6 protein-coding genes are annotated in these 6,179 nt (G+C 52.7%); 2 read left to right on the top strand and 4 right to left on the bottom strand.

Going from position 1 to position 6,179, the window contains the following annotated elements; translation table 11 throughout:
- Positions 1-217 precede the first annotated feature (217 nt).
- Both OEV49_10120 and OEV49_10115 read left to right on the top strand, forming a co-directional pair.
- Complete coding sequence (locus tag OEV49_10120; GenBank protein MDH3891428.1) at positions 218-1,183, top strand: DMT family transporter; 966 nt, start codon at positions 218-220, stop codon at positions 1,181-1,183.
- Positions 1,183-2,148 carry a hypothetical protein gene (locus OEV49_10115; GenBank protein MDH3891427.1) on the top strand — a complete coding sequence of 322 codons (966 nt, stop codon included), beginning with the start codon at positions 1,183-1,185 and terminating at the stop codon, positions 2,146-2,148. The genes OEV49_10120 and OEV49_10115 overlap by 1 nt, the downstream gene beginning before the upstream one ends.
- On the opposite strand, the gene OEV49_10110 is transcribed toward OEV49_10115, so the two are convergent.
- The 4 genes from OEV49_10110 to lptB form a co-directional block, all read right to left on the bottom strand.
- Positions 2,142-2,609, bottom strand: coding sequence for a hypothetical protein (locus tag OEV49_10110; GenBank protein ID MDH3891426.1), 468 nt, complete (start codon positions 2,607-2,609; stop codon positions 2,142-2,144). The two genes, OEV49_10115 and OEV49_10110, sit on opposite strands and share 7 nt — an antisense overlap.
- A gap of 376 nt (positions 2,610-2,985) precedes the next feature.
- Positions 2,986-3,345 (bottom strand): ribosome-associated translation inhibitor RaiA, encoded by a 360-nt coding sequence (gene raiA / locus OEV49_10105; protein ID MDH3891425.1) that lies wholly within the window; start codon positions 3,343-3,345, stop codon positions 2,986-2,988.
- Positions 3,346-3,740: 395 nt separating this feature from the next.
- Positions 3,741-5,141, bottom strand: coding sequence for an RNA polymerase factor sigma-54 (gene rpoN, locus OEV49_10100; GenBank protein MDH3891424.1), 1,401 nt, complete (start codon positions 5,139-5,141; stop codon positions 3,741-3,743).
- 142 nt (positions 5,142-5,283) lie between these two features.
- The gene (lptB, locus tag OEV49_10095) at positions 5,284-6,009 is read right to left on the bottom strand and encodes an LPS export ABC transporter ATP-binding protein (GenBank protein ID MDH3891423.1); all 726 of its coding nucleotides are present in this window, start codon (positions 6,007-6,009) and stop codon (positions 5,284-5,286) included.
- Positions 6,010-6,179: the final 170 nt, after the last annotated feature.

Below are 6,179 nucleotides of genomic sequence, written 5' to 3'. Positions count from 1 at the left end.
TAACCAATCTCACCGCTTCAACTTTGAAAGCTCTGTCAAACTGACGACGTTTCCTCGACATAAACACACCTCCAAATAGAACTTAATCCTATCTTCTCGATGTGTCCACTAAATCGGGGGAGGTTCAAAAGCGGCTTTGAGGGTGCCACCCACTCGCCGATAGACGGCAGAACCAGAAGCGGTTCTGCCCCACGGATTCATGTCCGGCTGACCTGAGATGCCGATAGGAGTTTTCTACTGGTACGCCTATATTCAACGGATGGAATACATCGGTGAAGCGGCCGGCCTGGCCACAGCTTTCTTTTGGGCTCTGACATCCATTTTCTTTGCCGAAGCGGGCAAACTGATCGGGTCTTTCCGCGTCAATGTTATCCGGCTGCTGATTGCCGTGGCCATCTATACCGCTCTGCTATTGATAACCACCGGTCGAATTCTGCCTGCGGATATCAATCAGTCACAACTGTTCTGGCTGACTCTTTCCGGCCTGATAGGACTGATCCTCGGCGACGGCTGTGGGTTTAAGGCGCTGGTGATGATCGGCCCCAGACTGACTTCGCTGTTGTACGCCTCAGCCCCGATCATGGCGACGATCATAGCCTGGATGTTTCTGGGCGAAAAACTCGGTGTCTGGTCATTGGTGGGAATCGGTCTTACCGTAGCCGGGATCACCTGGGTAGTGATGGAACGCGGTAGTCGAAGCAATAACACCAACTCTATCGATCACCCCGACGCCGGGTCGCTGGCCAAAGGTGTCTTGCTCGGGCTGGGCGCCGCTGCCGGACAGGCTATCGGATTGGTGATGGCCAAACATGCTATGGTTCATTGCGGGGGAGAGATAGAGCCTCTTCAAGCTTCGTTTGTTCGTATGTCCACTTCGATGGTGGCGATATGGATGCTGGTTGCCCTACGTGGACACCTGGGGTCGACACTTACCGCTCTGCGTCAAATCCGACCGATGCTGTTCTGTACCGGCGGCGCGGTGGTCGGTCCCTTCCTGGGTGTTTGGATGTCACTGGTCGCAGTGAGATATATCGCGACAGGCACGGCGGCAACCTTGAACGCTATGACGCCGGTGGTGATTATCCCCTTGATCATTTTGTACTACAAAGAGAAAGTGTCGCTGCGGGCATTCCTCGGCGCCGTGGTCGCGGTGGGCGGCGTGGCGATACTGATTATGAGCTGATGCCGTATCTCGATTACAATAGCTGGCCGAGGATGGTGCAGGACTTTTTTCGACGATTTGCTGATTGTCCGGAACTTGCGTCGACATCTCTCAATCGCAAGTACGGGTACTTTGAGCTATCCCGGTTTTTCGGCCCTGATGCAATTGATCCGCTGAGTGTGTCGGTCCGAATGCACGACGAACCGTTTGAGTTCTACGATGATCGAATTGCCCGCTTTGCAATGGAAGTCGAGCGAACCATGACGACCGAAGGACGCATCCATACCGGCCCCAACATTCTGAAACTGGTGACAGCCGACTTAGACGGTTTGGACAAAAAGCTCACCGTTCAGCCCTGTCGGTACGGTCATCATGCCGCAAGCTGCCTGGCCCTCGACTACAAGCAAGAGTCGTTCGGCCAGACCGATGGCTGCTTGCGTGAGTACTATCTTTCGCAGTACCCGTCACGCGCCCTTTGTGACAATCCTCTGGCCGTCTGTCTGGGTGTCGCTGCCTGGGTGATTGTGCAGCAGGAGGGTGGGGACAGTTTGTTGATCGTCAGGCGGAGTGCTGGGCTATCGTCGCTTGAGTCGACTTTAGGACCCTCGATGGCCGGATCGGTGGAGGTGAGTAATCTGGGCGACAACCTGTTCGACCTTCTGGAGAATGCTATCTCGGACGAAGCCGCCGAAGAGTTGTCTCTTTCATCGGATGAGTACCGGTTGGTACCGCTGGCCTACGGGCGCGAGGTGTTCCGTGGCGAACGACCGCAGCTCTTCGCGGCCTTGGTGACAGAATTGTCCGCCCGGGAAATGACGGAGAAGTTGGACAAGCTTGATGCTGAGACAAGAGAGTTTGATGAGTTCTTTTTTCGGCCGTTGACAGGTATTCTCGAGGGGAAAGATAGGGTACCGCCGGAGATCAATTTCGAAGCGGCGATGAACCTACTGCTGCTCAGGGAGTATCTCAGCCGGCATCCTCAGTGATCGCTCTTTTCAAGGTCAAGCCAGGTGAACCCATAGAAAACGGCAACGATCGCTTTGGCATCGGTCGGCCAGGTAGCCCCAACCATGTACACAAAGCAGAGCAGGGTCAGCCCAAAAAACATCCGGGTCAAAGCCGGGCGACGTTGCAGTTTGACCAGGTCCACCAGAGAGCGAGCCAAAAACATTGTGATCAAGGCCGGGACAAACATAATCGTCACCCAGTCCCACAAATCAAGGTGGGCAACCGTTGCGGCAAACCTGGAACCTTCAGGGATATTCCACAAGTAGTAGAAATGGGAAGCGGCGAAAAAGGCGGCCACGCCAAGGTAGAGCAGTCCTTCCAACAAGCCGCTTCTGATCTCTCTGAGACCGATGCCCAGGAAGAGCAGAGCAGCCGTCATACCGCCTATCAGCAGAAGCGATGACGCATTGACAAATATCGAGGCAAGTTGTTGATCCATTGAGTATACCTCAACCGCCAACAATGTAAAAAGTGTGCCAAGGCAGCGTGGGACCGCGAATCGAAGCCATGACGAACCGAGCGATTCCGACGGTCCCCTTGGTCAAGCGATGAGATCCAAGGCACCATCGCATGGCTATGTGCAGGTTTCTTATACCAATAGGCGTATTCCAGGGTCACGGGACTCAGAAAGGGAAGTAAGTCTCGAAAGAAGTGATTTGCTGTGCCGACCAGAATCGAATCCGTCATCGATCAGTCCGAACAGGCAATACCCAAACCGACAGGTGGCGGAAAACCAGCACTTTTATGCAGGTTCAGAACACAAAAAGCCCGTCCGATTGCGGACGGGCTTTGATGAATTCTGATGGTGGCGCTGACTACTGGTCGATCTCGTCGACATCGGTCTGGGGTCGTGTCAATTCGTTTATGACCTCACTGATTTCTTCAGGTCGTTTGTCTTTGAGCTTCCCTTTATACTTTTTCAACTGCCCTTTTACTTTGTCGACCGACACCGAAATGGAGTTGTACATGTCGTCGGTTTCGCCGGTGCCGGTTATGCTGTGGTTGTAAACCTTCACTCTCAGCTCAGCCTTGTGCAGATGACGCTCCAGGTCCAGGACAAGTTCGGCTGAGATTATGTTTTCGAAATAACGTGTCAGGCTGTCCATTTCGCTCTCAGCTCGTTCCCGCATCTCATCGGTGAGATCAAAATGGCGAGCAGTTATCGTTTTTTGCATGGCTGAATTTCTCCTTTCCTGGCGAAATCCATCAATTGGTTTATCATCATGACAGCGCCTGAGTCCGAGGCGACGTTCTGTCGGTTTTTCCATTCACAAAGTGCTTTATTCCTTCATCAACCTGGGGCCATCACCCACCTGCTCGAGGCCGCAAATCCCGGGGCCGTGAGGGCTGAGGTTTCACAGGCTTGCTCTCATCGTACCGGGAGCTATCCACAGATTTCATCCTCACTCTAATAATGGCATAAGTCAGACCAAATCGCTACTACAAAATTATACGAATATTGTGGTGTCGAAGTTGAGAAGTCCCCAAGCTTTCTTCGGTGAGCACTATCAGAAAAAACACGCAGAATCCCGGCCACCAAGACTTTTCCGAGAACCGGGTCCGGGCCCAACTAAACAACTCTTTTACGAAGGCGGGCCGATGGTATCTTCAATTCTTCGCGATATTTGGTGACGGTGCGACGGGCCAGCCGGATGCCTTCTTGATTGAGCCTTCTGAAAATCTCCTGATCCGAAAACGGCTTGTCGAGCGGTTCGATTTTAATGATTTCCTCGATGCGTTGCTTGACCGAACGTTTCGACATGTCCTCGCCGTCTTCTTTGGAGATACCGGGATTAAAGAAGTACTTGATCTCCCTGACGCCGAACGGCGTCTGCACATATTTACCGCGCGAGACCCGGCTGATGGTGGCAACGTTCATCTCTACCACCTGCGCGATGTCCTCCATGATCAGCGGTTTTAGAAAGGCCGGTCCGCGCTCAAAGAAATCGTGCTGCTTGTCGATGATCGCCTCCATCACACGAATCATTGTTGACCGCCTCTGCTGAATGGCATTGATCAACCAGCGCGCCTGTTCCAGTTTCTGGCGTATGTACTGTTTGGTATCTTTAGGCGTTTCGTTGCCGCGCCGAATGAGATTGCGATAGCTGGCGTTCACTCTCAACCTCGGGACATAATCGTCGTTGTGCAGGACCAGAAACTTGTCGTCAAGTCTCTCCACTATCAGGTCCGGCACCACCGGCATGGCGCCCGAATCAAACCGTCCGTGAGCCGGGGTCGGTGAAAGACTCTTGATGACTTCCAGTGCCGCCTGTGCCCGCTCTTCCGGGACGCCCATCATCCGGGCCACCTGTAGAATCGACTTGCGGTCCAGATCATTAATATGTTCATCCACTATACGCCAGGCCAGGCTACCCTCCAAATCCCGTTCGCGAAGCTGAATAAGCAATGACTCCCGAAGGTCCCGCGCGGCCACACCGACCGGATCGAACCTCTGCACCATAGCCAGCACCGCCTCGATACCGGCTTCGTCCATCTTCAACTCGGCAGCCATTTCCGGCACACTGATTACCAGATAGCCGTCGGGAGCGATGTTGCCTATGATATACTCAGCAATAAGATGCTCGTCATCGGTCAATTTCAGCATAGCCAACTGGTCGGAAAGGTGGGTAAAGAGCGTCGTCTCCTGAGCTGCCGGACCCTCGAAACTGTCCTCGGTCTGCTCTCGTGGTTGGCTCACTTTGTAGCCTTCGTCCTCCTCTGAGAAGAATTGATCCCAGTCGACAGATTCGTCCTTGTCAGTTTTGTCGGCGACATCGAACTCCGATTCCTGCTCGGCGTCCAGCTTCTCATCAGCCTGTAAATCTTCAACTTCTTCCAAAAGGGGATTGGTGGCCAGCTCGTGTCTTATGGTTTGCTCCAGTTTGAGCGCAGGCATCTGAAGCATCTTCAGAGACTGGATCAACTGCGGTGCGAGCATTTGCTTCAATTGTGGGCGAAGTTGTAATTTCATGATATCATCCGTTATCTCAAGACTCTTTACCGGGCCAGTTTCGACGTATTCGGCGTCTCTTTAGTAGTGTCGGAAGCAGTCTGGCCTGGGTTAATACCATCCGACCAGATCGTTCAGTAATTAGACATTGGTCCTTCCGCGATCAATTGAGCCGAAATTTCTCACCCAGATATATCTTGCGTGCTTCTGCATCGTTGGCCAGAAACTCCGAGCTACCGGACTTGAGTATCTTGCCGTCGCACATTATATACGCACGATTACAAATGGACAAAGTCTCGCGCACGTTGTGATCGGTAATCAAAACGCCCAAGCCTCGTTCGACCAGACGGTTTATTATCTTTTGTATCTCCTCGACGGCAATCGGATCGATCCCCGCAAACGGCTCGTCCAAAAGCATGAACTTGGGATCGTTGACCAGGGCCCGCGTAATCTCCACCCGGCGTCTTTCCCCACCTGAAAGAGTGTAGGCCATACTTTTTCGAAGGTTGCCCAGGTCCAATTCTTCAAGCAGGTCCTCAAGCTTTTGTTTGCGCTTCTTGCGGCCGATCCGGCGAAATTGCAGGATAGCTTTGATATTGTCCTCGACTGACATCTTGCGGAAAACCGACGCTTCCTGGGCCAGGTATCCAATCCCGGCCTTGGCTCGTTTGTACATGGCCATGCGTCCGATATTGCGATCACCCAGAAAGACCTTGCCCGAATCGGGCCGTACAAAGCCAATCATCATATAGAAGGTTGTCGTCTTGCCGGCCCCGTTGGGACCCAGCAAGCCTACCACCTCGCCTGAATTGACTTCCATAGTAACTTCATTGACAACGGCTCGTTTGCGATAGTGCTTCACCAGGCTGTTCGATGCTAATGTGATCATATCTGAATATAATTCGTCTTAAGGTCTAATACAAACAATTTCCGCAAAACAGCACGGTTTTTGCTAGTGGCCTTTCTCGACTGCTGGGAAATATTGCCTTGCCCAGGTGTATAAATGTATTAACTTCAAAACCCGAAACGAGTTATATGCTCATCGCAGCAGTCACGAAG

Source organism: Candidatus Zixiibacteriota bacterium (assembly GCA_029860345.1).
Taxonomy (GTDB): Bacteria; Zixibacteria; MSB-5A5; order GN15; family FEB-12; genus JAJRTA01.
This window is presented reverse-complemented; position numbering and strand designations above follow the sequence as displayed.